Raw genomic sequence first — 23,995 nt, forward strand, 5'->3', positions numbered from 1 at the left:
CCGGCCTTAGAGAACGAGCCTGTAGAGCATGTAGACGGTTCCGCCCGCAAGGATTGCGGCCAGGAAGGCCAGCAGGCCGTCGCGTACCATAAGGGCGAGGCCGAACAGGCCGATCGCGCCCATCGGCAGGGTGCTGCCGAAGGGAATGAGTTCCAGCGGCGGGACTGCGGCGGCAAGCGGCAGGCATGCCGCTGCAATGACCTGAATTGCAGGAGGCCGGGTAATCCAGCGCAGGCGCGGCTTCAGCACCTTGTCGATCCACCGCGCAGGCGGCCGCAGGAAGTTCAGCCCGTCCTTCAGCTTGTCTCCCGGTATCTTGCGATTTTCCACGAAGTCCGGCAGCCAGAGGTGCTTCATGCCGAAGGCGATCTGCAGCGAGAACAGGCTGACCACGGCGGCGAGCGCCGTCGGCACACCGGGGATACCCCCGACCGGACTGAGCTCGATCAGCGAGGGGATGACCAGGAACGGGCCGAAGCTGCGTTCGCCGATCTCCTCGCGGATCTGGTGGACGGAGACCTTGTCATGCCGCTTTCCCAGGTGACTGAGGCTCTGCACCAGATCTGAGAGACGTTCGCCGGCCTGTTCGCCTCCGCTGGTGGGACCCGCGTCAGCTTGGTCGGTAGTGGAGCGCGTGCTCATCTCGCCTCCGAATGCTCGGCCTGCAGGAGGGCGGTGCGCGAAAATTTTCGGCGCAGGAGCTTCGGCGTCCGATAGCGCAGACCCGCCGGCCGTTCCGGATCCGCAAGGTCGGATTCGGCCAGCAGTTCCTCGTCGGGCGTTAGCTCCCGCATCGGGACTGGCCGAAGACCGCGCCCATTCTCCCGGTTCAGCATTTCGATGGCCCGGATCAATGAGCCGTCTGCACGTTGCAGGCCTGCCTCCACCTCTTCGAGTGGGCGCCCGAGATGTTCCGCCAGTAGCGCGTTCCGCTCCTCCAGAATGGCAGCGTGAAGATCCGGCTGGTCTTCGCCGGCCTCCAGGATCAGGTCGCATTCCGTATCGTACCCCATGGACCGGTTGTTGAGATTGGCAGAGCCGATCTTCAGGATCCGGTTGTCGGCGATCATCAGCTTCGCATGCACATAGATCGGTGTGCCGGCGGCGTTGACTGGGTGGTAGATGCGGAACCTGTCGTGGATATCCGCCTCGTGGACCAGTTTCATCAGCCGCACTCGCGCTGAATCCATCGCCTTCGCTTCCAGCCAGCCGTCCGCTCCTTTGGGGTTGATGAGAACCACCTCCGGCCCGTTCGGCTCCCTCAGCCGCTTTGCGATCGCCTCTGCGATACGACGGGACGCGAAGTACTGGCTTTCGATGTAGAGGGTTTTGCGGGCCGCGGCGATGATGGCGAGCTTTGCAGTCTCGATCTCGACCACCTGTTTGCGCTCCCCATATTCCGGTGCCGTGCGGGCAATGCCGACGTCGACCTCCCGGTATTCCACGGGCAGATCGTCCGGCCAGGGATCCCAGGACCGATCGCCATTCTCCGGCTTCGGCAGTTCCTCGCCCGTGGCGAGCTGCCAGCGCTGCCGTGCAAGATCCGCCAGCGCTGCAGCGGCGGGGCCGGAACAGCAGCTCGTCGCGTCGTGCCAGGGGTCTTCGGCAAACCCGAAGGGAGAGCGTCGCGCCGGGTCCTTCTCCTTATGGTCCCTGGTATCCCACCGCCCAATCGTCATGTCGATGCCGCCGCAGAAGGCCACCTTGTCGTCGACGACGAGAAGCTTCATGTGATGCGCCGACAAGGCCGGATGCGCGCCATCCAGTTTCAGATGGATGCGGCTGTTGAACAGCCAGCGCAGGATGTAGAAGGGGGTCTCGCCACGGGTGAGGGAGGCGATCAGGCCCACATCCCATTTGAGGATGCGGATGTCGATCTCCTCGTTCCCACGGGCGAGCGAGTTGAGGAAGCGGCCGAGCTTGTCAGGCCTTTGTGCCTCCGGATTTCCCGGCTCCAGGCGGATGCGCGTGTCGAAGTCCCAGCCGATCAGGTAGATCGACCGCTTCGCCTTCAACATCGCCTGCTTAGCATACCGGAAGAAATCGGCCGCATCGACGATGACCGAGAAACGGTCGGCTCGCGCCACGCGCCAGCAGCTTTCGCCCTCCGCCAAAATCGACGCCATCTCTTGCCTTGCCCCACTGTCAGTTTCTGCCTGGAGGCGCCGATTAGGCGGCACCGGTTCTGGAACGATTCTGGCCGGACGCGGTTCCGTCAGCGACGAAGAAGGGACGATCCATGCAATTCGCGCTGCCGGTGATTTTTCTGCTGCTGATCATGGCGGTATTGAGCACGATGCTCGCAAGTGCGCCGGAAACCGGGCCCACCCGCGACATGCTGACGACCTCGGCGATTTCGCGAACGCAGGATGCCGGGCCGGCGCCTCCCTGATTGGCGGTCAGCAAACACGACCGGGGACAACGTCTGGTGCTGCCTTGAGCAGGTCGCATTCCTGGCGTTTCTGTAAAGCCCCGTCTCCGAGAGATGGGTCTGTGGATATGTTTTGCGTTCCGTCCCGGAGTTTCCCATGCGCCTGCCCTTCCTGTTCTTCATGCTCTTTCTGCTCGGCTGCATCCTGAGCATCGTGCTGCTTGACCGGTTCGGGTCCGTGCGCATGCAGGACAGCCTGATCGAGGCCGTCCGGCCGGATCGCAACTCCCTGCTTCCACCGCCCAGCCGCTCCTGACGGCCCTCGCCCCCTTCGCATGATATTTTGTGATCGACCCATTCCGGATCCTGCTGGATTCTGGAAAAGGTCGAACGAAATCAATGCTGCTTCTTGAAAGCAGGCGGACCGGAGGGGCCCGCCCGCGGCAAGATTTGTCTTGACCTCGCCGGTGGTCGGGGCCTTCACTCCCGCCAAACGCAAGGAGACGACGATGCCCGTGAATACCGCACCCCGCACCGCAACCTGGACCTATGTCGAAGGCGAATGGCTGGAAGGCAATCCACCACTGATCGGGCCGACCTCCCATGCGATGTGGCTGGGCTCCACGGTGTTTGACGGGGCACGCTGGTTCGACGGCCTGTCGCCCGACCTCGACCTGCACTGCCAGCGCGTCAACCGCTCCGCCACCAACATGGGCCTGAAGTCCACCATGGAAGCGGGCGAGATCGAGCGGCTGGCGCTGGAAGGCGTGAAGAAGTTTGACGGCAAGACAGCGATCTACATCAAGCCCATGTACTGGGCCGAGCACGGCACGTCCTTCAGCGTCGTGGCGCCCGACCCGGAATCGACCCGCTTCGCGCTCTGCCTCTTCGAGGCGCCGATGCATGCGGCAAAGCCGTCCTCGCTCACCGTCTCTCCCTATCGCCGCCCCAACCCGGAAGTGGCGATGACGGCTGCCAAGACCGGCAGCCTCTATCCCAACAGCGGCCGCATGATCATCGAGGCCCGCTCGCGCGGCTTCGACAATGCACTGGCCCGCGATATGAACGGCAATGTCGCCGAAACGGCCTCCTCCAACATCTTCATGGTCAAGGACGGCGTGGTGATGACGCCGGTCGCCAACGGCACCTTCCTTTCCGGCATCACCCGCGCCCGCGTGATTGGCCTCCTGCGCGAGGCGGGCTATGACGTCCGCGAAGTGACCCTGACGGTCGAGGATTTCCGCAATGCCGACGAGATCTTCACCTCCGGCAACTATTCCAAGATCGTGCCGGTGACGAAGCTCGACGACCGCGACCTCCAGGAAGGCCCCGTCGCCCGCAAGGCGCTCGACCTCTACATGGACTGGGCCCGCTCCACGGCAGCCTGAGGCTGCCCTGACGGTTCCGCCGCGCGGCCTAGAGCAGCCGGGCGGCGGCGGTGCCGATGATGATCAGCGAGACGGCGATCATCAGCGGCTTCACCGGCAGTCGCTTGAGGACGAGTGCGCCGAAGGGAGCGGCCATCACGCCGCCGATGATGAGGCCGATGGCCGCGGAAAGCTCCGACCAGCCGAGCGCCAGGATGAAGGTGGCCGAAATCACCGTCGTCACGGCAAACTCGGTGAGGTTGGTGGAGCCGATCACCTTCTTCAGGTCATGGCCGCGGCCGAGCAGCGTGCTCGTCACGATCGGCCCCCATCCCCCGCCGCCCATGGCGTCCAGCAGGCCGCCCAGCCCGCCGACATAGGGGACGATCCAGTCTCGCACATCGCGCGGCCATTTTGGCCGGAAGGCGCGGAACAGGATGAAGCAGCCGATGCCGATCAGGTAGAGCGAGATGAAGGGCGCGATCACCGAGCCCTCGATGCTGGAGAGCACATAGGCGCCGATCGCCCCGCCCAGCATGCCGGCCGGCGCCAGCCGCGCCACGAGCCGCCAGTCCACATTGCGATGATAGGCGTGCGAGAGGCCGGAGGCGGCCGTGGTGAAGCATTCGGTCACATGCACCATGGCGCTGGCGACGGCCGGTGGCACCCCGAGCGACAGCAGGAGCGTCGTCGTCAGGACGCCGAAGGCGAGGCCCAGCGCGCCGTCGATGATCTGCGCGACGAAGCCGACGGCGATGAAGAGAAGGAGATCGGTGCTCAGGATGTCGGGCATGCCATCTCCACGAAAGGGAAGCTTGCCGCAACATGCCGCAATGCAGCGCCGCTTCGCAAGCGCCCACCGGTATCATTCACGCAAGCGCCATCTCGTCGTGATCCGCCGCTGGCGGCCATGGTGCGGACCCCACACCGGCCGCACTCCGCCGACATTTCCTCCTTCGCGCCGGTTGCAGCATGTCTTGCCTCTGGCGGCCCGATTTTTGGCAAGCGGGGCGTTGCCTCCCGTCCGCTTGGAACCTATGTTCCGGCTCGACGCTGTTCACGGTTTTTTGCCGAAAAGGAGTAAGATCATGGCCTTTGTACTTCCCGAACTCCCCTACGCCTACGACGCGCTGGCGCCCTATATGTCGGCGGAGACGCTGGAATACCACCACGACAAGCACCACAAGGCCTATGTGGACACCGGCAACAAGCTGGCCTCCGAGGCAGGCATGGGAGATCTTCCAGTCGAGGATGTGATCCGCAAGTCCTACGGCACGCACCAGACGCTCTTCAACAATGCCGGCCAGCACTACAACCACATCCACTTCTGGAACTGGATGAAGAAGGATGGCGGCGGCACCAAGCTGCCGGGCAAGCTGCAAGCCGCGATCGACAGCGATCTCGGCGGTTACGACAAGTTCAAGTCGGATTTCGTTGCGGCCGGCACCACCCAGTTCGGCTCGGGTTGGGCATGGCTTTCGGTGAAGAACGGCAAGCTGGAAATCTCCAAGACCCCGAACGGCGAGAACCCGCTGGTTCACGGTGCTAACCCGATCCTCGGCGTCGATGTCTGGGAGCACTCCTACTACATCGACTACCGCAACGCCCGCCCGAAGTATCTCGAAGCCTTCGTCGACAACCTGATCAACTGGGACTACGTGCTCGAGCGCTACGAAGCCGCCACGAAGTAGTTTCGCCCGGTCAGAACGGAAAAGGGCTCCGGTTACCGCCGGAGCCCTTTTTCATGGTCAGTAGCCCTGCGAAAACTGCGCCATCGGGTTCTGGCGGAAGAAGGCGACGTCCCGCTCAGCCTCGCTCAGCTCATAGCCCAGGTCGTCGGCCTCGCGGCGCGCACGGCGCCGGTCACGCTCCAGGTCGTCGATCCTGTCGCGGATGGCGCGGCGATCCTTGTCGGCCGCCTTCTTCATCTCGTCGTACAGCCGGTCGGCTTCGTATTCGCTCGAGCTGACGCTGGAGTTCAGCGAATTGATCCGCGAGCGCAAGTCGTGCACGCGCTTGCCAAGGCTGTAGCCGCGCATGAAGTCGGTCGCCAGTTCCGGCGGGCAGACATTGTGGTAGGTCCGCCCGGCCTCTCCCGTCGAGGCGCCATTCAGCGGCGTGCAGTAACGCTTGATGCCGGCCTGGTAGCCTTCGTACCAGCGCGTCTGGTCGGGCACGGCGCCGCTCTTGGAGCAGGAGCGCACGTGGTCGGCAAAGCGGGTCTGAGGATCGTAGCCGGCCGCGCCGTCGGTATCGCCGACAACCGCCCAGTCCGCCACGCGGCACTCTTCCTTCGACATGGTATTGCAGGAGGCAAGCGACACCAGCACGGCCGCCATGCCCATTATCGGCAGGTAACGCATCTGAAATTCCCCGGTTTGAAAGTCCCCGCCGGTCAATAAGCATAGATTTGCTTGCGCTTCCAGTGCTCCACGCCGAAGGAATATCGGTTAGACTTGGCCAACCTTGGCGTTACTTTGCCAGCCATCCATCCAGAGCCTACGCAAGCCGTCGCCTTCGCCGCGGAAGAACTGTGGCCCGGCTTCGCAATTCTCCCCGCGGTCGGCGCGGAAGTTGCGGATCGCCTGCCGCAACTCGCACCAGGCGACGATGTTGGCCGTCTGCGAATAGTAGATGAGCGCGATCGGCCGGATCGTCCGCTCGGTCAGCCGGCCGAGTTCGTCCCGGTAGTCGAGCTGCAGCGTCTGCTCGTCGCGGATTGCCCGGCGTACCATGGCAAGGTCGACCGCCTCCGGCGCGGGCGCGACGCTGCCCCAGGCATGCAGCGCATTGGCGCTGAAGGTCGCCGCAAGCGGTGGCGGCACGGCGGCGGCGATCTTGCGGTTGACCTGCTTGGCAGCCTGCCTCAGCCCCGTGTCTCCCGTCCGCTCCAGGAGCGCCAGCGACAGCACGATCGCCTCCGTCTCCTCTACCGTCAGCATCAGCGGCGGCAGCGTGAAGCCCGGCCTCAGGATGTAGCCGATGCCGCGCCCACCCTCGACCGGCACCCGCATCGCCTGCAGTTCCGCGATGTCGCGATAGATGGATCGCGGCGTCACCTCCAGCTGTGCAGCGATCTGTGCCGCCGTCACCGGCTGGCGGGCAAGCCTCAGGATCTGGATGATCTCGAACAGCCGCGAGGCCTTGCGCATCTCTTCCTCCCACATGGCAACTGACAGAACGCTGTCAGTTGCCATGCCGTATACCGCCCCAGATCCAATGGAAAAACAAGCCGCTCGACCCTCGAGGGCAATGCGGCCGAGATGGGCAACTGACATGACCTATGGCGAGAACCTCTGGCTTTTCTTCACCCTGCTGTTCGGCATCATCATCGTTCCGGGCATGGACATGATCTTCGTGCTAGCCAATTCGCTCTCCCGTGGCCGCCCCGCCGGCATGGCCGCGACCGCGGGCATCATGGCGGGCGGCGCCGTGCACTCGCTCTACGGAGCGCTTGGCGTTGGTTTGCTGGCAAGCTTCATTCCGGTCCTGTTCACGCCGCTCCTGATAGCGGGTTCGCTCTACATGGCCTGGATCGGCTACACGCTGATGCGCAGCTCGATCGTGATCGACGGCGTCGGTCCGGCGCAGGCAGCAAGCCACGCCCAGGCCTTCCGCCGCGGCGCCATCACCTGCCTGATGAACCCGAAGGCCTATCTCTTCATGCTCGCGATCTACCCGCAGTTCCTGCGGCCGGAGTTCGGTCCGCTCCTGCCGCAGGCGCTGGTCATGGGGCTGATGACAGCCGCAACCCAGCTTGCCGTCTATGGCGGCCTGGCGCTGGCGGCGGGCAGGGCGCGGCAGGCGATCGTCGGGAACGCCACGGCCACGATCTGGATCGGCCGCGGCGCCGGCATCCTTCTCGTCGCCGTATCCCTGGTCACCCTCGCGGAGGGGCTGCGTTGACCGCCTTCCTCTCGGGCAGGGGCACCACGGCGGCAGCCCATCCGAGCAGCAGCACAGCCGGGGCGATCGGTAGGCCGGCCAGCGAGAAGGGAAGGGCAAGGACGGGCAAGAGGCAGACTGCGGCCAGCATGAGCATGCGCCACCTTCGGCCTTGTCCCTGCGGAAGCATCCGTTCCCGCGCATTCTCGGCTGCAGCTAGGACACAGAGCGCGCCAAGATCGTATAGCAGCGAATAGGGCGCGATGCAGAAGGTCGCGAACAGCAGGGAGAGGCTGCGCGCCTCCGGTGTCTCCAGCCGCCAGGCAAGGTAGAGAAACGCTACAATGGCAAGGGCGGCAACGGGAAGATGAAGCGCCATCGCAGTCGCGGCGTCGAGGTCGAGGCTGCGGGCCGCACCGTAGACTGAAGGCATGAGATGCAGGAAGAAGCCGCCGAAATCGGTCATGACGATCGTCTGGTAGGGCAGATTGTGGCCGACATACCCGGTCCAGGTATCCACACCGAACAGGAGAGCCGACAAGGCCATCGAAAGGCCGGCCGACAAGGCGGCTGCGGCGATCGTCTGCCAGCGGCGTTCCAGGAGCAGCAGGATCGGTAGGAGCAGGCCGAGCTGCGGCTTGATCGTCAGGAGCCCGATCGCGACGCCTGCAAGGAGCGGCCGGCGAAACCGCAGCGACAGGCCGTAGAGCATCAGCGCGGCCGTCAGGAAACCGTTCTGCGACAGATGCAGGTTGCAGACGATGAACGGCAGCAGCAGGAGCCAATAGCCGCGCGCTTCGGGCGCCCGGGCAAGGCTCGCGGCATGCAGGAACAGCGCCAGCGTCGCCAACTGGAAGACGATCCCGCTCGCAACATAGGGAAGAAGGCCGAAGGGCAGGACCAGCAGCAGGTAATGGGGCGGATAGCTCCAGTTGTGCCAGGGATAATCCTGGCCAAAGACCTCCTGCATCCGGGCAAAATAGATGTCCTGGCCGCTGAAGAGGTCGAGGACGTGCCCCTCCATCGCAAGCTTGGACGCGATCCAGTAATTGGCGAAATCGCGGTTGGTCCAGAAGAGCGAGGAGAGGTCCTGGCCGCTGCCGTAGAGCCAGAACAGGAGCCCGATCGCGCAGGTCGCCAGGCAAGCGAAGAGGCGCAGCTCCACATCGGCGCGCTGTCCGGCCCAAGCCTTTCCGGTCATGGCATCGATCCCCGTTCGCCCCGCAGGATGCCATTCACCGGTGAACAAAACGCTGCAAGGGAGCGGATAGGCTCGGCCAAGATTGTCATTGCATTTTTCCCGGTGAAATCACTGGCTTGTTACTTTGTTCCAGCCGCCGAAGCGGCCATGTTGCGGCGCATCATCAACGCCGCGCCGCGGCGTAACAAGGAGATCACTGCATGCGTCTCAAGTCCCTCGCTCTCGCCGTTGCAATCGGCTGTCTCGGTATGTCCGTTGCCGTTGCCCAGGAACCGCAGGTCGTGCGGCAGGAGCAGATGAAGGCGATCGGCCAGTCGATGGGCGCGCTCGGTGCGATCGCCAAGGGCGAGAAGCCCTATGACGCAGCCGTTGTGCAGACCGCGCTTGAGGGCATCAGCACGAATGCCAAGGCATTCCCGGACCAGTTCCCGGCCGGTACGGAGACGGGTGCCGAAACCGAGGCCGCTCCGGTAATATGGGAAAATATGGCAGACTTCGCCGCCAAGGCGGAAAAGCTTGGCGCTGCAGCCGACACGCTTCTCGCCTCTGTTCCCGCCGATCAGGCCGGCGTCGGTGCGGCCATGAAGACGCTGGGCGCCACCTGCGGCGACTGCCACGAAATCTATCGCGTCAAGCGCTGACGCTGGCGCGGCGGAGGCGGCGGGCCTGCCGCCTCCCTCTCTGTGGGTTTCTCGCGCCCGCTCCCCAAGCGGTAACCCATCACCGCCTTGTTACTTTTCCCCTTTCGCCGCAAGGAGCATCGTGCCCGTCGTCAACAGCCGGCGGTGCCGGCACTTCGGGAGGAGTATGCGAATGCTGTCGAGGTCCTGTCTTATTGCCGCTGCCGTCTGTCTCGGTCTTTCTCCAGCCCTTGCCCAGGAGGAGCCGCAGGTCGTGCGGCAGGAACTGATGAAGGAGATCGGCCAGTCGGTCGGTGCCATGGGGGCGATCGCCAAGGGCGAGAAACCCTACGACGCGGCGGTGGTCGAGCAGTCGCTGACGGTGATCAGCACGAACATCCAGGCCTTCCCGGACCAGTTCCCGCCGGGAACGGAGAGCGGCCATGAGACGGAGGCGCTGCCGTCGATCTGGGAGCAGCCGGAGGAATTCCGGGCCAGTGCCGAGAAGCTTCACGCGGAAGCGCAGGCGCAGCTCGCCTCCCTGCCGGCGGACCAGGCAGCCGTTGGTGCGGCCATGCGGAATCTCGGGGCCATTTGCTCGGACTGTCACGAGACATTCCGGGCAAAGAAGCAGTAGTAAGTGAACCGGTGCCGGCGGTGGGTTCGTGCCGCCGGCACCGGCCAAATTGATCGGAGAGAATGCGAATGGCCTTGCGGTGGAGACGGGTGCTGGGCGCCGGAGCGGCGGTGGTTGTGGTCGGCGCCGCGGTCGCCTGGTTCCTGACGAAGCCGGATCCGCTTCCGGATCAGACCTGGGCCAATCTCGGGGAGCCCGATCTCGCCCGCGGCGAGATGCTGTTCTGGGCAGGCGGCTGCACCGGCTGTCATGCAGCCAAGGGCGCGACGGGCGACGACGTCAGGATCATGTCCGGAGGCCTGGCGCTCACAAGTCCCTTCGGTACCTTCCACGTACCGAACATCTCGCCCGATCCGCAGGCCGGCATCGGCAGCTGGAGCCTGGCGGAGTTCGGAAACGCTATGCTGCGGGGCGTCGGCCGGGAAGGGGAGCACCTCTATCCGTCGTTTCCCTATACCTCCTATGCGCGCATGAGCCCGCAGGACGTCAACGATCTCTTCGGTTTCATGAAGACGCTGCCGGCCAGCAGCAATGTCGCGCCGCCGCACGACCTTTCCTTCCCCTTCAACATGCGCCTTGCGCTCGGCGGCTGGAAGTTCCTCTTCTTCGATGACGGCCCGCGTATCGAGCTTGCCTCCGCCAACGAAAAGCTGCAACGGGGCCAGTTCCTCGTCGAGGGTCCTGGCCATTGCGGCGAATGCCATACACCCCGCAATGCCTTGGGTGGTCTCCAGACGGCCCAATGGCTGGGCGGCGGTCCCAATCCCGAAGGTGAGGGCCGTATCCCGAACATCACGCCCGGTTCGCAATCGGTCGGCTCCTGGAGCGAGGCCGATCTCGTCAGCTATTTCCAGACCGGCTTCACGCCTGACTACGATTCGGTCGGCGGTTCCATGGTGGAGGTGCAGAAGAACCTGTCCCACCTGCCGCAGGAGGATCTGGAGGCGATCGCCGCTTACTTGAAGGCCGTCCCGGCCCGGCAGTAGTCAGGTTCGGCGGAAAAGCCTACGCGGGCATCAACCGCGGGCGCCGAAAGAGCATTCTCGTTCCCAGCGTTAGCAGCGCCATCACTGTCCCGCTGGCGAGGAGGATGACGATGAGGCTCGGCCGGTGCTCGATGAAGTCGTGCCAGTCGGGCCCGACCGGCGAGGCCGTGTTGAAGTCGGTTGCGCTGAAGATGCAGAGCACCAGCGACGACCCTTCCTCGACCATTTCAATGTCAACCGCGTCGAACAGTGACCTGGAGCGATCCTGCCAAAAGGGCAGGTCGCGCATGCGCACCAGCATGGCGCGATCGGCGGCCAGATAGGCGTGGCTGCACTCGTTCATCGGGCTTGCCTCGTCCTGGATGCTGAACGGCATCAGGCCCCATAGGCACCGGGCAAACTGCGTGCGGCTGAACGCCAGCAGTTTACGGATCTCTGCATCCTTCACCGCAACCCAGGAGGCGAGCGCGTGGATCTCCTCCCTGTGCCTCGCCACCACCTCCATCTGGCCGTGGCTGAGCGACGGGATCGATATGCCCGATGTGTCGCGTGGCGCACGCAGACTGTGGGCCGCGGTCTCCGATACCGGAACGGACAGCAGCATCATGGACAACAGCAGGCGACGCAGCACGAGCATTCGCGGAAACTCCCTCGGTGGAGGGAGTAGCACACGGCAAGGTTCAACCACCAGCGATTCTCTTCTGCCTGCTGATGGCTCTTCGCCCTAGTGGGAGAGCAGGACCGGCATGCGCAGGTCCCGGAAGACTCCCTTGGTAGCGCCGCCGAGGATGAAGTCACGAATACGCGAATGCCCGAAGCCGCCCATGACAAGAAGGTCTGCGCCGGCCTCGGCTGCAGAAGCCTGAAGGGCTTCCGCGATCGGTCGGCCATCCAGCGGGACGCTTTTCGCCTGGGCGTCGAGGCCGCGCAACTGCAGCGACGAGGCAAGGGCCGGTGCGATGTCCCCGCGCTCCAGCTGTTTCTCATCCTGGATCGTGAGCACGGTGAGGCGCGCGTCATCGGTCAGCAGCGGCATGGCATCCGCGAGCGCCCGGGCGGCAACGCGCGTCCCATCCCACGCAATAGCGACATGGTTGATCTTCTCGGGGATCGCCGACGGAGGCACGAGGATCGCCGGGCGGCCGGACCCGAAGACGACCGCCTGGGCAAGGTCCTGGATCGTCAGCTTGTCCTTCGCCCAGGGAAGCAGGGAAAGGTCATAGTATCGCGCCTGGATGGCGGCGGCGTCGAGGGTGAGGCCTGCTGCCAGCTTTCGGGTGGTGCATTCCGCCTTCACGGCTGTGCCAGCTTGCTGCCTGACAAGATCTTCCAGGCGGCGGCATTGAACGACGCTGTTTTCCTCGGTGGTGCGGATCATTTCGGGCAGGTCGAGGAGAACGCCTCCTAGGGCCGAGGATGCGCGCGGGATTTCCACTGAGAAGGTCTTCGCGTGAAGCTCGAGCCCCAGCGCGACTGCAACCGCCACAGCTGCCGAGACTGAATCGTCGGGGGCAATGTCCGGATAGGTGATCAGGGGCATGTAGGCGAGGCGGGCGCGGGTCATCTCTCTTCCTTTCATCCAAGTCCGGAACAGGTGACCACAAGCTTGCCTGGTCTCCCTTGATCCAGATCAACCATTTTCGGTGATCCGTCGCTATCTTGCGCCATAGGACAGAAAACGGTGCCATGCGATGCCACAGGATCGATATCAGACGGTGCAGGAAGTGGCTGATCGCCTGAGGGTCAGCGAGGCGACGGTTCGCCATTGGATCAGGGACGGCGATCTTCGGGCAATCGATATCGGCAAGGGGTGGCGGGTATCGGATGCGGATCTCGAGGATTTTCTCCGGCGTCACGAAACGCGGCCTCGGGAGACAAGCTCGCAGGATCAACTGCGGTGTCCGGGGCCGGAGCTTTCGACGATGCCCGACCGAAGCAGCATTGATGCTTCGCCCCCAACGAGACGGAGTACATAGAGGAGAAGGACGAATGCCGATCGAACAAAGCACTCTTTCGAACGCCCATGCGCGCACCGCGGAAGAATGCCTTGCCGCTCTGGATGCCGGGCCAGGTGGTCTTGCCGCGGCCGAGGCAGAGCGTCGGCTGGCTGTCTTCGGTCCCAACCGGCTTCCGGCGGCGGAAGGACGTAGCGCCTTGCGCCGCTTTCTCGGCCAGTTCCACAATGTGCTGATCTACGTCCTCCTCGGTGCAGCCGTCGTCACGGCTGCCCTCCAGCACTGGATCGATACCGGTGTGATCCTTGCGGTCGTGCTTGCCAATGCCGTGATCGGCTTCATCCAGGAAGGCAAGGCGGAGCAGGCGATGACGGCCATCCGCAACATGCTGGCGCCGCATGCCGCGGTCCTGCGGGACGGTCGCCGTGTGACGGTGGACGGCGCGGATCTCGTGCCGGGCGACGTCGTGCTGCTGGAGGCGGGCGACAAGGTTCCCGCCGACATGCGCCTGCTCGAGGCACGTGGCCTTGCCGCCCAGGAAGCGGTGCTGACGGGTGAATCGGTTCCGGTCGACAAGGCGGTGGGGCCGGTCGCGGACGATGCGGCGCTCGGCGACCGCCGGTCCATGCTGTGGTCCGGCACGCTCGTCACCAAGGGTACCGCGCGGGGCGTGATTGTCTCCACGGGGCGGGCGACGGAAATCGGCCGGATCGGCGGGCTTCTCTCCGACGTGCAGGAGATCACCACGCCGCTCGTGCAGCAGATGGATCATTTCGCGCGGTGGCTCACATTCCTGATCCTCGTCGTTGCTGGCCTGCTCCTCGTCTACGGCTACTACGTGGGCCACCACGCATTCTCGGAAATGTTCATGGTCGTAGTCGGTATTGCCGTCGCCGCAATACCGGAAGGGCTCCCTGCCGTCATGACGATCACGCTCGCCATAGGCGTGCAGGCAATGGCCCGGCGCAACGCGATCGTGCGCCGTCTGCCGGCGATCGAGGCGATCGGTTCGGTTTCCGTGATCTGCACCGACAAGACCGGTACGCTCACGCGAAACGAGATGGTGGTGGCAGCCGTCGAGACACCCGACGGCGCATTCGAGGTCTCCGGCGAAGGCTATGCCCCTGAGGGCGAGGTGACGCCAACGGGCGACCTCCAACGCCTTGCGGCCGCCGCTGCCCATTGCAACGATGCGGCGCTCACCTTCCGGGACGACCAGTGGACGGTCGAGGGCGATCCCATGGAGGGAGCTCTTCTGGCATTTGCCGGCAAGGTCCACCATCCGCGCGATGCGCGGCGGATCGATGCGATTCCCTTCGACAGCCGCCACCGCTACATGGCCGTCCTCAGCGAAAGCGCGGACGGGCGGATCACCCATGTGAAGGGAGCGCCCGAGCGCGTGCTGCGGATGTGTGCGGGGCTCGACTACGAGTACTGGCACGAGCGTGCCGATGCGATGGCGCTGCGCGGGCTTCGCGTCTTGGCGCTTGCCGAGCGACGGGAGGAAGCCGACGAGATCGATGAGGCGAGCCTTTCCGGCAGCCTCAGCTTCCTCGGCCTCGTCGGGCTGATCGATCCGCCCCGGCAGGAATCCATAGCCGCCGTCGCCGAATGCCGTGCAGCCGGTATCCGCGTCAAGATGATCACCGGTGACCACGCGGGAACCGCCATGGCGATTGCCCGCCAGATCGGGCTAGAGAATTCCGGCCGCGTTCTGACCGGCGCCGATATCGACAGGCTCGACGACGCCCAGCTTGCCCTTGAGGTGCTGTCGGTCGATATCTTTGCCCGTACCAGCCCGGAGCACAAGCTCCGGCTGGTAACGGCGCTGCAGGCGCACGGTCTCTCCGTCGCGATGACAGGCGACGGCGTCAACGACGCGCCGGCTCTCAAGCGCGCCGATGCCGGTATCGCGATGGGATTGAAAGGATCGGAGGCTGCCAAGGAAGCCGGCGACCTGGTGCTGGCGGACGACAATTTCGCGACCATCGCCGCGGCCGTGCGCGAAGGCCGCACGGTCTATGACAACCTCAGGAAGGTCATCACCTGGACGCTCCCGACCAATGCCGGCGAGGCGGCGACGGTGATCCTTGCGCTGCTCGCAGGCTTCGCCCTGCCGGTGACGGCGGTTCAGATACTCTGGGTGAACCTGATAACGGCGGTCACGCTTGGTCTCGCTCTCGCGTTCGAGCCCACGGAAGCCGGCACCATGAAGCGCCCGCCGCGGCCGCGCGACACGCCGATCATGTCCGGGTTCCTGGTCTGGCAGGTGGCACTGGTCGCCGTCCTCTTCCTCGCGGCCGTTTTGGGTGTCTTCACCTATGCGCTTGATCGTGGCTATCCGCTTCCGCTCGCCCAGACCATGGCGATGAACATGCTCGTGGTGCTGGAAATCTTCCACCTCTTCTTCATCCGCAACATGCACGGCACCTCCCTGACATGGTCTGCGGTGCGCGGCACGCCCGTCGTCTGGCTGGTGGTCGTCATCGTCGTGGTGGCGCAGTTCGCCGTCACCTACCTGCCGCCCCTGCAGGCGATCCTCGGCACACAGTCGATTCCGATGGCGGATGGCTTCCTCATCGTTGCGGTTGGAGCCGTTTCCTTCACCATCACCGAGATCGAAAAGCAGATCCGGCTGGGTCTGATGAAGCGGAGCTCGGGCAAGCAGACAGCCACTGATGGCGTATGATGCGGTTCGCATCTTCGAGCCTGAGGTGTAGCGTCGGAATCAGGTGTCCGCGTTTCTGTTGAAAGCCGCGAAGGAGGCTGGATGGCCCATCATCATCACCACGGCGGCGAGGCCGGCGACCGCCGGATGATCTGGGCGATCGGCGTCAACCTTGCCCTCACTTTCGCGCAGATCGCCGGTGGCATCCTCTCCGGCAGCCTGTCGCTGATCGCTGACGCCCTCCACAATTTCAGCGATGCAGCCTCGCTGGTCATCGCCGCCTTTGCGCGGCGTATAGCCCGCAGGCCCTCCGACGCGACGATGACCTTCGGCTATGTCCGGGCGGAGGTGGTGGCGGCGCTCATCAACTACACGACGCTGATCGTGATCGGCCTCTACCTCATCTACGAGGCGGTAATGCGCTTCATCACGCCCGAGCCGATCGAGGGCTGGATCGTCGTCGGCGTGGCGGTCGTGGCGCTGCTGGTCGATCTGGTGACGGCGATCCTGACCTACACCATGTCGAAGGAGAGCATGAACATCCGCGCCGCCTTCGTCCATAATGTGGCCGATGCGCTGGGGTCTGTCGGCGTCATCATCGCCGGTACGCTCATTCTCGTCTATGACTGGCAGATCGTTGATCCGATCGTCACGCTCGCGATCGCCGGCTACATCCTCTGGCAGGCTTTCACCGAGATCGGCGGCGCGATCCGTATGCTGATGCTCGGCACGCCTCCTGAGGTCGACGTAACGCAACTGATCGACAGGCTTTGCGGCATAGAGGGGGTGGCGGACATCCACCACGTCCACGTCTTCGCCATCGACGAGAGGCTGACGGCGATGGAGGCTCATGTGGTGGTGGCAGAGGACCACGGCGAGACGGCGGACGCCGTCAGGAACCGTCTGAAGCAGATCGCCGACGCGGAATTCGGCATTGCCCATTCCACGCTTGAACTGACCATTGGCAGGTCATGCTGCGAGGCAGGCGAGGCGAAGGTCATCGGTCACCGCACCGGGCGATCAGCGGGGACGGATGGCTCGAACGGCCATCAACACTGACCGTCGTCGTCGCGGCTAGCTGCGATGCTCCCGCGAGAAGGCGGCAATCTCCGCTTCCGCCTCCGCTCCCCAAAGGTCGAGCGCCTTGAGGATCTCGATCGTGAACGTCACGGGCGAACTGCCGGGCGCGGTAACGACGCCCGCATGCGAGACCGCCTGCGGCTGGTCGCGGTAGAGCGCCTCGCCGCGATAGGCCGCCTGCCGCTTGTGCGACGCGAGTGAGTTTCCGGTATGGGCGACACTGTTCAGGATGCCCGTGGCCGCAAGCGCGCTCGCGGCCGCGCAGATGCCCGCCACGACCTTCCCGGCAGCGTGGAATGCCTGCACATGCGCGGTGAAATCGGGAGCTTCCTCCGTTTCCCAGGCGAGGCCGCCCGGGATCACCAGCGCGTCGAAGACGGCCGGGTCGAGCACATCGTAGGCAAGATCCGGCGTGATCCTCATGCCGCCCATCGAAGCGACGGCGTCGCCGTCCGGGGAGGCGGTCACGACATCCGCCTGGAGATAGCTGCGTGCCACCGCCATCAGCAGCGCGCATTCCCAATCTGCAAAATGCGGCGTCAGTGCAATGGCGATGCGGGTCATCTCGGTTTCCTCAGGATCAGGCGATTGCCTGCATGTAGCGCATGCCGGTCACCGGGCGCGGGCGGAAGTCCAACTGCTCGTAGAAGCGGTGGGCGGCGAAATTACCGGTGGCGGCGCTGACGGAAAGATAATCGCAGCCGGCAGTGCGGGCAATCTCGCGGGCCCGCGAAACGAGATGGTGGCCGATGCCGTTGCCGCGCTGGCCGTCGCGGACGAAAAGGTGGTGAAGATCCATGCCGCGCGTGCCGGTATCGGCCCTGTAGAGCGGCACGAGGATGGCGTATCCCATCAGTCCGTCGCCGCTATCGGCTACCAGCGCCTGGATCCAGGGCATCGGGCCGAACAGGTCCCGCTCCAGCTTGTCTGGCGTCATTCCGGCAGCATCGCCATGATGGGCAGCGAGAAGCGCGATCATCTCGTTGAGTTCGGGAAGATCATGGCGCTTGGCGGCGCGGATGGTGACGACCGCCGGGCGGGGAAGGGTGATTTCGGTATCTTCGGTCATTTCAGCTTCCTCTGGGTATTTGTGCCGTCAGGAGGAGCCGTCTTGAAACAACAAAGCCGCCTGACGGCGGCTTGTTGACATTGTGATCTGTCGAGCCGCCCGTTACCGGTAGGCCCAAAAATACGTGCAGCAGATGGGTGCGCGTGTGTTGATCATGGCGAAGTTAGATGCGCCGGTTTTCAGAGGTTGTCAATCACATCTTTTCTTAAGGGCGGTGATGGAGTAAATTACATCGGCAGACATGGAGAGGCTATGGCGAAGGCGGTGTTGATCCACTAGTCGCGTGCCTATGTTCGCGATGGAGCCTTCATTGAAATCCTCATATGGCGGGTCCCGGAGCCCGTGAGGGAAAGCCGCCACCTCTACAAGTACAGTCTCGCCTTAATTTCCGCTGGCGAGTGCGTGCTGCGTTTCGACAACGAGGCAGGAAAAGGGGATCATCGGCATCTCGGGGATCAGCAGATGCCCTATATGTTCAGATCAATAGATAGGTTGATTGCCGATTTCCATGCTGCAGTGACGGGATGGCTAGATGACAACGCTGACCGTTAAGATCGAAAGCCTTGAAGACACAATGGCCCGCGCGGTTTCCGTGGTGAGCCAGTGGGATTCCGCGGTTATGGAAGATCCCGCCGTCACTCTATCGTTTCCCTCCTGGGAGGTCATGCACCGTGTTCTTGCGCCCAAGCGTCTGGATATCCTCAAGGTGCTTGTGGGGCAGGGGCCGCTAAGTATTCGGGAGGTTGCGCGTCGGCTGGGACGCGACTTCGAGGGCGTTCACACGGATGTCGATACGCTGGTTCAAAATGGTGTCGTGGACAAGACGAAAGGGGGAATCGTGTTCCCGTACGAGCGAGTTCACTTTGACTTCGACATTAGAGCGGCCGCCTGATCGATTCTCAATGCTCCGCCTCGCACATGCCGTGGTCGGAAAGCGCCCGGATCACGTAGCAGTCCTCGACCGAATCTCCGCTGCAGTGGGAGACGATTCGCTCCAGCTCCTGTTCCAGCTTGGTGAGCTTGACAATCTTCTCCCGCACCGCAGCCAGGTGTTCCTCGGCAATGCGGTCAGCGCCGGCGCAGGGTGCGTCCGGGTGGCGGCTGAGCGCGATCAGGTCGCGGATGGCGGGAATGTCGAAGCCGAGATCCCGCGCATGTCGGATGAAGGCCAGGCGCTCGAGGTCGGTCTTCTCGTACCGCCGTTGATTCCCCTCCGACCGGTGCGCGGCGCTGATCAACCCCATCTGTTCGTAATAGCGGATGGTCGGCACCTTCACCCCGGTCCGCCGCGAAAGATCACCGATCGAAAACATTCTTGAGATTCCTCTTGAAGCTATAGTAGCTAGAGGGATTAGCTATGCCGTCACCGACATCGAGACAAGAGAAGGTGACATCATGAGTGCATCCTGCGGCCATCACCACGGCACGTTCGAGGGGCTTTCGCCCGACTACAAACGACGGCTCTGGGCCGTCATCGCCATCAACGCAACGATGTTCGCGGTCGAGATGACGGCCGGCCAGATGGCGCGCTCGCAGGCGCTGCAGGCGGATGCGCTGGATTTCTTCGCCGATGCCGTGACCTACGGGATCTCGCTCGCCGTCATCGGCGCCTCGATCCGCGTCCGCACCACCGCCGCTGCGGCCAAGGGAATCAGCCTCTTCCTGATGGGGCTCTGGGTCTTCGGCTCGACGATCTGGCGGTTCTTCTACAATGGCGTCCCGGAGGCCCCGATCATGGGCGTGATCGGCCTCCTTGCGCTTGCCGCCAATCTCCTGAGCGTCCTCTTGCTGGTGAACTACAAGGATGGCGACGCCAATGTCCGCTCGGTCTGGCTCTGCTCCCGCAACGATGCAATCGGCAATGTCATCGTCATGATCGCCGCACTCGGTGTCTGGGGGACGGCCACGGCATGGCCCGACCTCGCGGTCGCCGCCATCATGGCAGGCCTCTTCCTGTCCTCCTCGGTCCAGATCCTGCAGCAGTCCTGGCGGGAATGGCAATCAGGCGGCGCGGTGTCGCTCGATCCTCATGCGGGTCAAAGCCATGATGCGGAAAGCGGGATGAACAGGGAGGCAGGTGCATGTGGCGCCGCGTCCGCTTGCTGCGGTGACAGCCATTCGACGGCCAACAGTGAGGTGCATCGATGAAGAAGCGATGCGGCCCTCCGGGCCGCTATCGTCTACCCGCAGGCAGGAAGATCAGAATTCGCCGAACTCGCGGTAACGCTCCGCCACCCATTCCTCGCCACGCGGCGAAACGCTGGAGGGGCGCGATGTCTCGGGCTCGGCCCGGGCGGTCTTGCTTCCATCGCCGACGATCCAGAGCGCGTTGGCGAGGGAGGTGGAAAGCAGCGTGCTGCTCTCGACCGTCGAAGCACTCAATCTCGTCGGCGCTTCATTCTCGCGCAGTGCCGATTCCTCGGACCGGCGCTCGACGTCGGAGGACCGGCTCTGATAGTTATAGCTGCTGAGGCCACTCTCGATCTTCATGGAAGACCCCTAGGTTCAATCGTTAATAAATGGTTAACGTTGGAACCTTGCGCGAACCTTGCCTCGAACGCGGGTAGGGCGAATCAGGCCCTTGACAGATTCGTGAATAGCAGCATGCGCTGATTTGCGTCCGTGGGTTGTGCAATGCACTCGTCAGTCGGCGTGGCGCTCAGAGGCCCGTCTCCGCCACAAGACGCTCCCGATCGAGTTCGAATTCCAGCTTCTCCAGCGATCGTCTCTGCGCGATCGCCGCGAGCCGTCGCGCGGCAGGCCGCATCTCCGGATGCGCGGCCGCGGCAACTGCCGCCAGCGCCTTCTGCAGGCGGATGGACACTTCAACCAGACCGGCCCCGTCGCGCGATATCGGCATGAAGGCTGCGTCGATGAGATCGTCTTCCCGCAGCTGTGGAAGGTGGACGTGCGGGTAGGAGATATCCCGGTCCTCCCGGTCCCGCTCCTCCTTGCCATCCGGAACCAGCACCCGCACCAGCGTGGCGAGAACGTCGATCGCGGTTCCGGGATCGTTGATGCCGGGGGAGAGGGCGCGCGAGCCGATCTCGGACAGGGCGATCAGCCCGAAGCGTGGGTCCTGGTCGTAGGACCGGCGCGCGCCGAGCGTGAAGGCCGCCCGGATCCCTGCCGTCAGCGCCGCATCATAGGTGGCACTTGCATCGTGCAGGACGACGGAGGCGATGGGTGTGGAGGGATCGCAATGCCCGCCGGGCCGCCGTCGCACATAGATGTCCAGGTCACCCTTCTCGGCAATGGCCGAAAGGGCCTTCACATCGAGATGCTGCAGGTAGCCGACGCTGTCATGCTGAATCTCGATTGCCCCGTCAGGCACGTCCTGAAGCAAGGGAACGCAGCCGAGATAGGGCGTGCGCCGGTGGGCCCGGTAGGCCCGCGCGACGGCTTTCTCCACCCGGGTGATCGTCTCGCCGACCCGCCCGAGGCCCGCAAGATGGTCGATCCATTGCAGGAGGGTGACGACGATCAGCACCACCACGACCAGCGTCGCGATGAAAAGGATGAACCTCCCGCCCGCTCCATAGAGCTCGGTGTTGAGCGCGATCAGTCCGACGAGAGAGAAGAGAAAGCTGCCGAGAAAGGTGGAAAGCGCCCGCTGCGCAGTCGTATCCTCAAGAAGCAGGGAGGTCGCGCGCGGCGTGGTGCTGGTTGAGGCGGCGGTCGTGGCGGAGACGAGGGTGGTCATGGAGAAGGTCGTCACCGCCAGCATGCTGGAGGCGATGATCGACAGGATGGAATCGACTGCATCGGCACCGACCTTTCGCGGCAGGTCGGAGGGCATGTACGGATCGGCGAGGATCGCCGCCACGGCCACCGCAACACCCACGAGGCAATAGATTGCCGCGCGGACCCAGAGCCGCCGCAGGTAGCGCACGAGGATCCACCACCGCCTCGAAATCATGTCCGTCCCCACCGCTCAGTTTCAACGTCAATTCGGCAAGGGGTACCGAAGTTCCATCCGCCTCATGGAGCGCAACCGGGCTATGGGCAGCGGTGCCTACATCTTCCCGGCCACCTTGATGGCGAAGGCATATTCGAAGGCGATCTCCTCCAGCCGCTGGAATCGCCCGGACTTGCCGCCGTGGCCGGCCGCCATGTTGGTCTTCAGCAGGTAGGGGCCGGCGTCCGGCGCCTTCTCGCGCAACCTGGCGATCCACTTTGTCGGCTCCCAGTAGGTGACGCGCGGGTCGGTCAGGCCGGAAAGCGCCAGGATCGGCGGATAGGGCTTGGCGCCGACATTGTCATAGGGACTGTAGGCTGCGATCCACTGGTACTCCTCTTCCGACTCCAGCGGATTACCCCATTCCGGCCATTCCGGCGGCGTGAGCGGCAGCGTGTCGTCGAGCATGGTATTGAGCACGTCGACGAAGGGAACGGCAGCGATAATGCCGGCGAACTTCTCCGGCGCCATGTTGGCGATCGCCCCCATCAGCATCCCGCCCGCCGATCCGCCCTCGGCGATGATGTTCTCGTAGGAGGTGAAGCTTTCCTTCACCAGGTGGTCCGCCGCTGCGATGAAATCCCTGAATGTGTTCTGCTTCTTCTCCATCTTGCCGTCTTCGTACCAGGCGAATCCCTTGTCCTTGCCGCCGCGGATATGGGCGATGGCATAGACGAAGCCGCGGTCGGCGAGCGACAGTGCATTGGTGGAGAAACTCGCGGGGATCGTTATCCCATAGGCGCCATAGCCGTAGAGCAGGCAGGGCGCCGTACCGTCAAGGGCCACGTCCTTGCGGTAGAGCAGCGAGACCGGCACCAGCTCACCGTCATGCGCCGGCGCCATCACCCGGCGGGTGACGTAGTCGTCCGGATTATGCCCGGACGGCACTTCCTGCGTCTTCAAAAGCACCCGCTCGCGCGTCGACATATTGTAGTCGAAGAGCTGGGAGGGCGTCGTCATCGACGAATAGGAGAAGCGGATGACGTCGGTCTCGTATTCCGCCGCACCCTGCAGCCCAAGCGAATAAGCCTCCTCGGCGAAGGATATGGCATGCTCCTCGCCACTCTGCCGGTCGCGAATGACGATCTGCGGCAGCCCGTCCTTGCGCTGCAGCCAGACGAGGTGCCGGGCAAAGGCCATGTGGCTGATGATCAGCCGCCCAGGCTGGTGCGCCACGACCTCGCGCCAGTTCGCCTTGCCCGGCGCCTCAACGGGCGCTTCCATGATCTTGAAATCCTTGGCGCCGCCGTCGTTTGTAAGGATGTAGAAGACGTCGCCGCCCTCCGTCATCGAATATTCGATGCCCTCGACCCGCTCGGCCACCAGCATCGGCTCCGCCATCAGGTCCTTGGTCGAGAGGAGGCGATATTCCGAGGTCTCGTGGTCGTGCACGTCGATATAGATGAAGTCGTCCAGCAGCGACCCGCCGACGCCCATGAAGAAGCCCGGATCCTTTTCCTCGTAGACCAGCCGGTCTTGGGACTGGGGCTGGCCTACAATGTGGTGGAAGACCTTGGATGGACGGTGATTCTCGTCCTGCAGCGTATAGAAGAAGCTCTTGCCGTCAGGTGCCCAGACGCCGCCGCCACCGGTGTTCTCGATCACGTCCGGGAGGTCTTCGCCGCTTTCCAGATCGCGGATCCTCAACGTGAAATATTCCGACCCCTTGTCGTCGTAGCCCCAGATGCCGAAGCGGTGGTCGGTCGTGTGGTCGAGACCTGCCAGTCGGAAATAGTCCTTGCCGCTGCCCTCCTTGTCGCCGTCGAGCAGCAGCTTGCGGCTCGCTTCATCCCTGTGGTCGGCGTCGCGGGGGATGCGGAAGTAGCGCGGCTGCTCGCCGCCGGTCACATAGGCGGTGCCATAGGCGAAGGGGCCGTCCTTCATCGGCACGGAAGAATCATCCTCCTTGATCCGGCCCTTCATCTCGGCAAACAGCGTCTTCTGCAGCGCCACCGTGTCGGCCATGGCGGCCTCCATATAGGCGTTTTCCGCTTCCAGGTGCCGCCGCAGTTCCGGTTCGAGCAGGCTCGGATCCTTGAACATCGCCTGCCAGTTCTCGGCCCGCATCCAGGCATAGTCGTCGCTGCGGGCGATCCCGTGGCGCGTGTCCGAAACGGGTTTCTTTTCAGCGGCGGGTGGGGAGGGCAGGTTCTGGAAGACGGGCTTGCGGGAGACGGCCAAGGAAGCACTCCGGTTTT

28 protein-coding genes are annotated in these 23,995 nt (G+C 64.1%); 14 read left to right on the forward strand and 14 right to left on the reverse strand.

Going from position 1 to position 23,995, the window contains the following annotated elements; all coding sequences use genetic code 11:
- Positions 1 to 6: 6 nt before the first annotated feature.
- The gene (locus tag FN060_RS14350) at positions 7 to 642 is read right to left on the reverse strand and encodes an exopolysaccharide biosynthesis protein (protein WP_142588704.1); all 636 of its coding nucleotides are present in this window, start codon (positions 640 to 642) and stop codon (positions 7 to 9) included.
- Complete coding sequence (locus FN060_RS14355; protein WP_142588705.1) at positions 639 to 2,126, reverse strand: phospholipase D-like domain-containing protein; 1,488 nt, start codon at positions 2,124 to 2,126, stop codon at positions 639 to 641. Before FN060_RS14355 ends, FN060_RS14350 begins: the two co-directional genes overlap by 4 nt.
- Before the next feature lie 113 nt (positions 2,127 to 2,239).
- Between FN060_RS14355 and FN060_RS14360 the strand changes: the two genes are divergently transcribed.
- The 3 genes from FN060_RS14360 to FN060_RS14370 all read left to right on the forward strand — a co-directional run bounded on the left by FN060_RS14360 (position 2,240) and on the right by FN060_RS14370 (position 3,759).
- The gene (locus tag FN060_RS14360) at positions 2,240 to 2,392 is read left to right on the forward strand and encodes a hypothetical protein (RefSeq protein ID WP_183949917.1); all 153 of its coding nucleotides are present in this window, start codon (positions 2,240 to 2,242) and stop codon (positions 2,390 to 2,392) included.
- Between the two features lie 136 nt (positions 2,393 to 2,528).
- Positions 2,529 to 2,687 carry a hypothetical protein gene (locus FN060_RS14365; protein ID WP_183949919.1) on the forward strand — a complete coding sequence of 53 codons (159 nt, stop codon included), beginning with the start codon at positions 2,529 to 2,531 and terminating at the stop codon, positions 2,685 to 2,687.
- Between the two features lie 193 nt (positions 2,688 to 2,880).
- Positions 2,881 to 3,759, forward strand: coding sequence for a branched-chain amino acid aminotransferase (locus FN060_RS14370; protein ID WP_142588706.1), 879 nt, complete (start codon positions 2,881 to 2,883; stop codon positions 3,757 to 3,759).
- Positions 3,760 to 3,787: 28 nt separating this feature from the next.
- Here FN060_RS14370 and FN060_RS14375 read toward each other — a convergent pair whose 3' ends face one another.
- Complete coding sequence (locus FN060_RS14375) at positions 3,788 to 4,531, reverse strand: sulfite exporter TauE/SafE family protein (RefSeq protein ID WP_425312171.1); 744 nt, start codon at positions 4,529 to 4,531, stop codon at positions 3,788 to 3,790.
- Between the two features lie 295 nt (positions 4,532 to 4,826).
- Between FN060_RS14375 and FN060_RS14380 the strand changes: the two genes are divergently transcribed.
- Positions 4,827 to 5,429, forward strand: coding sequence for a superoxide dismutase (locus tag FN060_RS14380; RefSeq protein WP_142588707.1), 603 nt, complete (start codon positions 4,827 to 4,829; stop codon positions 5,427 to 5,429).
- Positions 5,430 to 5,486: 57 nt separating this feature from the next.
- Here FN060_RS14380 and FN060_RS14385 read toward each other — a convergent pair whose 3' ends face one another.
- Together FN060_RS14385 and FN060_RS14390 are read right to left on the reverse strand one after the other, a co-directional pair.
- A complete protein-coding gene (locus FN060_RS14385) occupies positions 5,487 to 6,101 on the reverse strand; it encodes a DUF2799 domain-containing protein (RefSeq protein WP_142588708.1) in 615 nt (204 codons plus the stop codon).
- Positions 6,102 to 6,188: 87 nt separating this feature from the next.
- Positions 6,189 to 6,890: a helix-turn-helix transcriptional regulator gene (locus FN060_RS14390; RefSeq protein WP_142588871.1), complete on the reverse strand. Its 702-nt coding sequence runs from the start codon at positions 6,888 to 6,890 to the stop codon at positions 6,189 to 6,191.
- Positions 6,891 to 7,014: 124 nt separating this feature from the next.
- Here FN060_RS14390 and FN060_RS14395 point away from each other — a divergent pair, with 124 nt between their 5' ends.
- Entirely contained in the window at positions 7,015 to 7,644 is a 630-nt protein-coding gene (locus FN060_RS14395; RefSeq protein WP_142588709.1) for a LysE family translocator, read from the forward strand.
- Here FN060_RS14395 and FN060_RS14400 read toward each other — a convergent pair.
- Positions 7,619 to 8,824 carry a glycosyltransferase family 87 protein gene (locus tag FN060_RS14400; protein ID WP_142588710.1) on the reverse strand — a complete coding sequence of 402 codons (1,206 nt, stop codon included), beginning with the start codon at positions 8,822 to 8,824 and terminating at the stop codon, positions 7,619 to 7,621. The two genes, FN060_RS14395 and FN060_RS14400, sit on opposite strands and share 26 nt — an antisense overlap.
- Before the next feature lie 200 nt (positions 8,825 to 9,024).
- Between FN060_RS14400 and FN060_RS14405 the strand changes: the two genes are divergently transcribed.
- From FN060_RS14405 to FN060_RS14415, 3 genes are all read left to right on the forward strand, one after another.
- Complete coding sequence (locus FN060_RS14405; protein ID WP_142588711.1) at positions 9,025 to 9,465, forward strand: c-type cytochrome; 441 nt, start codon at positions 9,025 to 9,027, stop codon at positions 9,463 to 9,465.
- A 172-nt stretch (positions 9,466 to 9,637) separates the two neighbouring features.
- Entirely contained in the window at positions 9,638 to 10,081 is a 444-nt protein-coding gene (locus FN060_RS14410) for a c-type cytochrome (protein WP_077547680.1), read from the forward strand.
- 68 nt (positions 10,082 to 10,149) lie between these two features.
- Complete coding sequence (locus FN060_RS14415) at positions 10,150 to 11,067, forward strand: cytochrome c (protein WP_142588712.1); 918 nt, start codon at positions 10,150 to 10,152, stop codon at positions 11,065 to 11,067.
- A gap of 19 nt (positions 11,068 to 11,086) precedes the next feature.
- Here FN060_RS14415 and FN060_RS14420 read toward each other — a convergent pair whose 3' ends face one another.
- Together FN060_RS14420 and FN060_RS14425 are read right to left on the reverse strand one after the other, a co-directional pair.
- Positions 11,087 to 11,704, reverse strand: a complete 618-nt coding sequence (locus tag FN060_RS14420) for a hypothetical protein (RefSeq protein WP_142588713.1) — start codon at positions 11,702 to 11,704, stop codon at positions 11,087 to 11,089.
- 87 nt (positions 11,705 to 11,791) lie between these two features.
- Positions 11,792 to 12,631, reverse strand: a complete 840-nt coding sequence (locus tag FN060_RS14425; protein ID WP_052637491.1) for a universal stress protein — start codon at positions 12,629 to 12,631, stop codon at positions 11,792 to 11,794.
- A 127-nt stretch (positions 12,632 to 12,758) separates the two neighbouring features.
- Here FN060_RS14425 and FN060_RS14430 point away from each other — a divergent pair, with 127 nt between their 5' ends.
- The 3 genes from FN060_RS14430 (at position 12,759) to FN060_RS14440 (ending at position 16,749) form a co-directional block, all read left to right on the forward strand.
- A complete protein-coding gene (locus FN060_RS14430) occupies positions 12,759 to 13,043 on the forward strand; it encodes a helix-turn-helix domain-containing protein (protein WP_142588714.1) in 285 nt (94 codons plus the stop codon).
- Between the two features lie 13 nt (positions 13,044 to 13,056).
- Positions 13,057 to 15,711 carry a cation-transporting P-type ATPase gene (locus tag FN060_RS14435; RefSeq protein WP_142588715.1) on the forward strand — a complete coding sequence of 885 codons (2,655 nt, stop codon included), beginning with the start codon at positions 13,057 to 13,059 and terminating at the stop codon, positions 15,709 to 15,711.
- 81 nt (positions 15,712 to 15,792) lie between these two features.
- A complete protein-coding gene (locus FN060_RS14440) occupies positions 15,793 to 16,749 on the forward strand; it encodes a cation diffusion facilitator family transporter (RefSeq protein ID WP_142588716.1) in 957 nt (318 codons plus the stop codon).
- Positions 16,750 to 16,764: 15 nt separating this feature from the next.
- Here the strand turns inward: FN060_RS14440 and FN060_RS14445 are convergent, their stop codons facing one another.
- Both FN060_RS14445 and FN060_RS14450 read right to left on the reverse strand, forming a co-directional pair.
- A complete protein-coding gene (locus tag FN060_RS14445; RefSeq protein WP_142588717.1) occupies positions 16,765 to 17,334 on the reverse strand; it encodes a DJ-1/PfpI family protein in 570 nt (189 codons plus the stop codon).
- A gap of 16 nt (positions 17,335 to 17,350) precedes the next feature.
- Positions 17,351 to 17,839, reverse strand: coding sequence for a GNAT family N-acetyltransferase (locus tag FN060_RS14450; protein ID WP_142588718.1), 489 nt, complete (start codon positions 17,837 to 17,839; stop codon positions 17,351 to 17,353).
- 342 nt (positions 17,840 to 18,181) lie between these two features.
- Here FN060_RS14450 and FN060_RS23145 point away from each other — a divergent pair, with 342 nt between their 5' ends.
- Positions 18,182 to 18,391, forward strand: a complete 210-nt coding sequence (locus FN060_RS23145; protein ID WP_425312172.1) for a toxin-antitoxin system TumE family protein — start codon at positions 18,182 to 18,184, stop codon at positions 18,389 to 18,391.
- Complete coding sequence (locus FN060_RS14455; RefSeq protein WP_142588719.1) at positions 18,372 to 18,731, forward strand: HVO_A0114 family putative DNA-binding protein; 360 nt, start codon at positions 18,372 to 18,374, stop codon at positions 18,729 to 18,731. Before FN060_RS23145 ends, FN060_RS14455 begins: the two co-directional genes overlap by 20 nt.
- 7 nt (positions 18,732 to 18,738) lie before the next feature.
- Here the strand turns inward: FN060_RS14455 and FN060_RS14460 are convergent, their stop codons facing one another.
- A complete protein-coding gene (locus FN060_RS14460) occupies positions 18,739 to 19,152 on the reverse strand; it encodes a MerR family transcriptional regulator (RefSeq protein ID WP_142588720.1) in 414 nt (137 codons plus the stop codon).
- Positions 19,153 to 19,234: 82 nt separating this feature from the next.
- Between FN060_RS14460 and FN060_RS14465 the strand changes: the two genes are divergently transcribed.
- The gene (locus FN060_RS14465; protein WP_142588721.1) at positions 19,235 to 19,987 is read left to right on the forward strand and encodes a cation efflux transmembrane domain-containing protein; all 753 of its coding nucleotides are present in this window, start codon (positions 19,235 to 19,237) and stop codon (positions 19,985 to 19,987) included.
- A gap of 51 nt (positions 19,988 to 20,038) precedes the next feature.
- Here the strand turns inward: FN060_RS14465 and FN060_RS14470 are convergent, their stop codons facing one another.
- From FN060_RS14470 to FN060_RS14480, 3 genes are all read right to left on the reverse strand, one after another.
- Positions 20,039 to 20,329: a hypothetical protein gene (locus tag FN060_RS14470; protein ID WP_077547692.1), complete on the reverse strand. Its 291-nt coding sequence runs from the start codon at positions 20,327 to 20,329 to the stop codon at positions 20,039 to 20,041.
- 169 nt (positions 20,330 to 20,498) lie between these two features.
- The gene (locus FN060_RS14475) at positions 20,499 to 21,758 is read right to left on the reverse strand and encodes a DUF2254 domain-containing protein (RefSeq protein WP_142588722.1); all 1,260 of its coding nucleotides are present in this window, start codon (positions 21,756 to 21,758) and stop codon (positions 20,499 to 20,501) included.
- 96 nt (positions 21,759 to 21,854) lie between these two features.
- Entirely contained in the window at positions 21,855 to 23,978 is a 2,124-nt protein-coding gene (locus tag FN060_RS14480) for a S9 family peptidase (protein ID WP_142588723.1), read from the reverse strand.
- Positions 23,979 to 23,995 lie beyond the last annotated feature (17 nt).

Origin of the sequence: Pseudorhizobium halotolerans, from assembly GCF_902153235.2 — a bacterium.
GTDB classification, from domain to species: Bacteria; Pseudomonadota; Alphaproteobacteria; order Rhizobiales; family Rhizobiaceae; genus Neorhizobium; species Neorhizobium flavum.

Excerpts from the sequence above, each read along its gene's own strand:
- FN060_RS14375 (WP_425312171.1), bottom strand. The coding sequence starts at position 4,531 with ATGCCCGACATCCTGAGCACCGATCTCCTTCTCTTCATCGCCGTCGGC.
- FN060_RS14425 (WP_052637491.1), bottom strand. The coding sequence starts at position 12,631 with ATGACCCGCGCCCGCCTCGCCTACATGCCCCTGATCACCTATCCGGAC.
- FN060_RS14400 (WP_142588710.1), bottom strand. The coding sequence starts at position 8,824 with ATGACCGGAAAGGCTTGGGCCGGACAGCGCGCCGATGTGGAGCTGCGC.
- FN060_RS14445 (WP_142588717.1), bottom strand. The coding sequence starts at position 17,334 with ATGACCCGCATCGCCATTGCACTGACGCCGCATTTTGCAGATTGGGAA.
- FN060_RS14385 (WP_142588708.1), bottom strand. The coding sequence starts at position 6,101 with ATGCGTTACCTGCCGATAATGGGCATGGCGGCCGTGCTGGTGTCGCTT.
- FN060_RS14395 (WP_142588709.1), top strand. The coding sequence starts at position 7,015 with ATGACCTATGGCGAGAACCTCTGGCTTTTCTTCACCCTGCTGTTCGGC.
- FN060_RS14420 (WP_142588713.1), bottom strand. The coding sequence starts at position 11,704 with ATGCTCGTGCTGCGTCGCCTGCTGTTGTCCATGATGCTGCTGTCCGTT.
- FN060_RS14360 (WP_183949917.1), top strand. The coding sequence starts at position 2,240 with ATGCAATTCGCGCTGCCGGTGATTTTTCTGCTGCTGATCATGGCGGTA.
- FN060_RS14365 (WP_183949919.1), top strand. The coding sequence starts at position 2,529 with ATGCGCCTGCCCTTCCTGTTCTTCATGCTCTTTCTGCTCGGCTGCATC.
- FN060_RS14475 (WP_142588722.1), bottom strand. The coding sequence starts at position 21,758 with ATGATTTCGAGGCGGTGGTGGATCCTCGTGCGCTACCTGCGGCGGCTC.
- FN060_RS14465 (WP_142588721.1), top strand. The coding sequence starts at position 19,235 with ATGAGTGCATCCTGCGGCCATCACCACGGCACGTTCGAGGGGCTTTCG.
- FN060_RS14450 (WP_142588718.1), bottom strand. The coding sequence starts at position 17,839 with ATGACCGAAGATACCGAAATCACCCTTCCCCGCCCGGCGGTCGTCACC.
- FN060_RS14440 (WP_142588716.1), top strand. The coding sequence starts at position 15,793 with ATGGCCCATCATCATCACCACGGCGGCGAGGCCGGCGACCGCCGGATG.
- FN060_RS14435 (WP_142588715.1), top strand. The coding sequence starts at position 13,057 with ATGCCGATCGAACAAAGCACTCTTTCGAACGCCCATGCGCGCACCGCG.
- FN060_RS14405 (WP_142588711.1), top strand. The coding sequence starts at position 9,025 with ATGCGTCTCAAGTCCCTCGCTCTCGCCGTTGCAATCGGCTGTCTCGGT.
- FN060_RS14350 (WP_142588704.1), bottom strand. The coding sequence starts at position 642 with ATGAGCACGCGCTCCACTACCGACCAAGCTGACGCGGGTCCCACCAGC.
- FN060_RS14415 (WP_142588712.1), top strand. The coding sequence starts at position 10,150 with ATGGCCTTGCGGTGGAGACGGGTGCTGGGCGCCGGAGCGGCGGTGGTT.
- FN060_RS14380 (WP_142588707.1), top strand. The coding sequence starts at position 4,827 with ATGGCCTTTGTACTTCCCGAACTCCCCTACGCCTACGACGCGCTGGCG.
- FN060_RS14355 (WP_142588705.1), bottom strand. The coding sequence starts at position 2,126 with ATGGCGTCGATTTTGGCGGAGGGCGAAAGCTGCTGGCGCGTGGCGCGA.
- FN060_RS14370 (WP_142588706.1), top strand. The coding sequence starts at position 2,881 with ATGCCCGTGAATACCGCACCCCGCACCGCAACCTGGACCTATGTCGAA.
- FN060_RS14455 (WP_142588719.1), top strand. The coding sequence starts at position 18,372 with ATGACAACGCTGACCGTTAAGATCGAAAGCCTTGAAGACACAATGGCC.
- FN060_RS14460 (WP_142588720.1), bottom strand. The coding sequence starts at position 19,152 with ATGTTTTCGATCGGTGATCTTTCGCGGCGGACCGGGGTGAAGGTGCCG.
- FN060_RS14390 (WP_142588871.1), bottom strand. The coding sequence starts at position 6,890 with ATGCGCAAGGCCTCGCGGCTGTTCGAGATCATCCAGATCCTGAGGCTT.
- FN060_RS14470 (WP_077547692.1), bottom strand. The coding sequence starts at position 20,329 with ATGAAGATCGAGAGTGGCCTCAGCAGCTATAACTATCAGAGCCGGTCC.
- FN060_RS14430 (WP_142588714.1), top strand. The coding sequence starts at position 12,759 with ATGCCACAGGATCGATATCAGACGGTGCAGGAAGTGGCTGATCGCCTG.
- FN060_RS14410 (WP_077547680.1), top strand. The coding sequence starts at position 9,638 with ATGCTGTCGAGGTCCTGTCTTATTGCCGCTGCCGTCTGTCTCGGTCTT.